The sequence below is a fragment of the Pseudomonas sp. SIMBA_068 genome (assembly GCF_046534705.1).
GTDB lineage: Bacteria > Pseudomonadota > Gammaproteobacteria > Pseudomonadales > Pseudomonadaceae > Aquipseudomonas > Aquipseudomonas putida.
The window spans coordinates 1-266 of sequence record NZ_JAWRYI010000664.1 but is presented as its reverse complement, the minus strand read 5'-3'; the positions used below and the strand labels follow the sequence as shown (position 1 = coordinate 266).

The 266-nt window shown below is 35.0% G+C and carries 1 protein-coding gene; it reads left to right on the top strand.

Features of this window, described 5'->3' with window-relative positions; genetic code table 11:
• A partial coding sequence (locus SB756_RS30890) for a hypothetical protein (RefSeq protein ID WP_410913344.1) occupies positions 1-266 on the top strand: 266 nt, incomplete at both ends.

The window sequence follows — 266 nt, the reverse complement described above, 5'->3', positions numbered from 1 at the left end:
GATGTTTGGTTGCCATCCATTAGGCAATTACTCACACGTATGCATACTAATTTAACGCGTACAGATGGCGGTTTTAATATTCATATAAAACGGTGTTACTTTGATGTTTTTTCTAATTTATCTCTCGAAAACATTAGTGATGATAGTTACTTAGCAGACTGTTACAAGCGTCACCTAAATGCTGCACAGTATTATTTTGAAAAAAGACAAGCTGACTTTTTATCGATTGATATTGCAAAGGCGGGGAGATATCAAAAGGTATGTGA